This window comes from Streptomyces corynorhini, assembly GCF_003346515.1.
GTDB classification, from domain to species: Bacteria; Actinomycetota; Actinomycetes; order Streptomycetales; family Streptomycetaceae; genus Streptomyces; species Streptomyces corynorhini.
Genome location: NZ_QQNA01000442.1, coordinates 1 through 2,381, shown reverse-complemented (window position 1 = coordinate 2,381; position 2,381 = coordinate 1). Strand labels below are relative to the sequence as shown.

The following is a 2,381-nucleotide window of genomic DNA, read 5'->3' as shown; positions in this document are numbered from 1 at the left end:
CTCCACGGTCGAACGCGGCTCGTTCTGTCTGGCGCGCTGCACCTGCGGCTGGTCGGGCCCCGCCCGAAGATCACGCGACCTCGCGCGCACGGACGCGGGCGCGCACCCCGCGAGCGCCTAGGGCCTCTCGTTCGGATCATGCCGGGCTCCCGCCCGCGCACCGGGTCGCGCCCGCGCATACAGCGCCCTCCTCGGGGAACCCGGAGGCTCGTCCGCCACGTCCCGTACAGCGAACGGGACGCCGCACCCGCGCCCCGGGTCCAGCCATCAGGAGGTCGCCCGTATGCAACGGCGCACGTTGCTCACCGCCGCCGCGCTGGCCGCGACCACCGTCACCACCGGCTGCTCCGGCGGCGCGGCCGGATCCACCGGCGGCGCGGACGGCAAGCCGGGCACGGGCGGGGCCGACGCCACCGCGCCCGACGCCACCGCGCCCGACGCCACCGCGGCCACCGCCACCGGCCGCGTCCCCACGCCCCGCGCCTCCGCCGGAGCCGCCGCCTGGAGCGCGCTCGCGCACGGGCTCGACGGACGGCTCGTCCGGCCGCAGGACGCCACGTACGACACGGCCCGCAGGCTCTACAACACCCGCTTCGACGACCTGAAGCCCGCGGCCGTCGCCTATGTGTCCGGCGAGTCCGACATCAAGGAGTGCCTCGCCTTCGCCCGCGCCCACGCCACCCCCGTCTCGATCCGCAACGGCGGTCACTCCTACGCGGGCTGGTCGAGCGGCAACGGACGGCTCGTCATCGACATATCCGCGCTGGGCTCGCTGAGCCGGGCCTCGGACGGCATCATCGGCGCGGGCGCCAAGCTCTCCGACGTCTACCGCGCCCTCGCCCGCCACGGCAGGACGATCCCCGCCGGTTCCTGCCCCACCGTCGGCGTCTCCGGGCTCACCCTCGGCGGCGGCCACGGGGTCGCCTCCCGCGCGTACGGCCTCACCTGCGACAGCCTCGCCTCCGCCACCCTCATCACGGCCGACGGCAAGCGGCTGACCGCCGACGCGCGGCGGAACACGGACCTCTTCTGGGCGCTGCGCGGCGCGGGGAACGGCAACTTCGGCGTCGTCACCGAACTGCGCTTCGACACCCACCCGGCGCCCACCACCACCTCCGCCTACCTGTCCTGGCCGTGGGCGAAGGCCGCCGACGTGATCGCCGCCTGGCAGGAGTGGGGCCCCGGGCAGCCCGACGAGATCTGGTCGTCGCTCCATCTCGACGGCGGCCCCGGCGGCGTCGACCCCACGCTCTCCGTCTCCGCGTTCTGCCTGGGCGACGAGTCCGTCCTGCGCGACGCCATCGACCGGCTGGGCGACCGCGCGGGCCACGCCGCCTCCGTTTCGCTGCGGCAGCGCGGCTACGAGGAGGCGATGCTCGTGTACGCGGGCTGCTCCGGTTACACCGAGGAGCAGTGCCGGCTGCCGGGCACCACCCCGGGCCGCGGCGCGCGGGGCGCGCTCAAGCGCGAGACATACGCCGCCGCCTCCGACTTCTTCGACCGCTCGCTCTCCGCCGCCGGGATCCGCGCGCTGGTCTCCGCCGCCGAGGGGTTCATCCGGCTGCCCGTCGCCGCGGGCGGCGAGGGATCGCTCTCGCTCACCGCGCTCGGCGGGGCCGTCAACCGGGTGGACCCGATGGCCACGTCCTTCGTCCACCGGCGCTCCCGGATGCTGGCGCAGTACGTCGCCGCCTGGCCGCACGGCGACGGGGGATCCGCCCAGCGTGCCTGGCTGAAAACCACTCATGGGGCGATGCGGGCGCACGCGTCGGGCGCCGCCTACCAGAACTACGTCGACCCGACCCTGACCGACTGGCGCTCGGCCTACTACGGCCCGGCCGCCGGTCGGCTGAGCCGGGTGAAGAAGCGGTACGACCCCGACCGGCTGTTCGACTTCCCGCAGGCGCTGTAGGTCCGGTCCGGTCGGGTTCCGGGTGCGCGATAGCCCGTACGGCTCACCGAAGTGGCCGTGCGGGCGGGCTGACGGTGGCCTGTACGTAGCGACGGCCGCAGGAGCGACAGCCGCAGGGGGACAGAACCCGACTCGCGAGGGCGTACCCATGCAACGAACCGGACCCGGATCGCGGATAGCCACACTCGTGGTGGCCGCCGTCCTCCTGCTCGCGCTCGGCGGAGCCATGGCCGTGGAGCGGCCCTCAGGCGCGGGCGAAGCGGCGCTCGCCGACACGGAGCCCGACCGGGTACCGGCGCGGGCGGCGGCGGCTTCCGCGTCGACGTCCGCCCCGACGTCCGCCCCGAGGTCGGCCTCGACTTCGGAGACCGCGTCGTCGACCTCGCGGGCCCGCCCGCCAACGGCCCCCGCCACCCCGCGCGCGAGCGCGAGCAGCCGTACGCCCGTGCGCACGGCCCCGCCGAGGTCG

Annotated in this window: 2 protein-coding genes; both read left to right on the top strand. The window is 75.7% G+C overall.

The features are described from left to right. The first annotated feature begins 283 nt into the window (after positions 1–283). Positions 284–1,912 carry an FAD-binding oxidoreductase gene (locus DVH02_RS34220; RefSeq protein ID WP_114627715.1) on the top strand — a complete coding sequence of 543 codons (1,629 nt, stop codon included), beginning with the start codon at positions 284–286 and terminating at the stop codon, positions 1,910–1,912. 148 nt (positions 1,913–2,060) lie between these two features. Further along, positions 2,061–2,381 (top strand): hypothetical protein (locus DVH02_RS34215; protein WP_199566521.1); only part of this gene is annotated, 321 nt, incomplete at its 3' end.

Bases quoted from the DNA above. Each gene is read 5' to 3' on its own strand.
- DVH02_RS34220 (WP_114627715.1), top strand. From the start codon at position 284: ATGCAACGGCGCACGTTGCTCACCGCCGCCGCGCTGGCCGCGACCACC.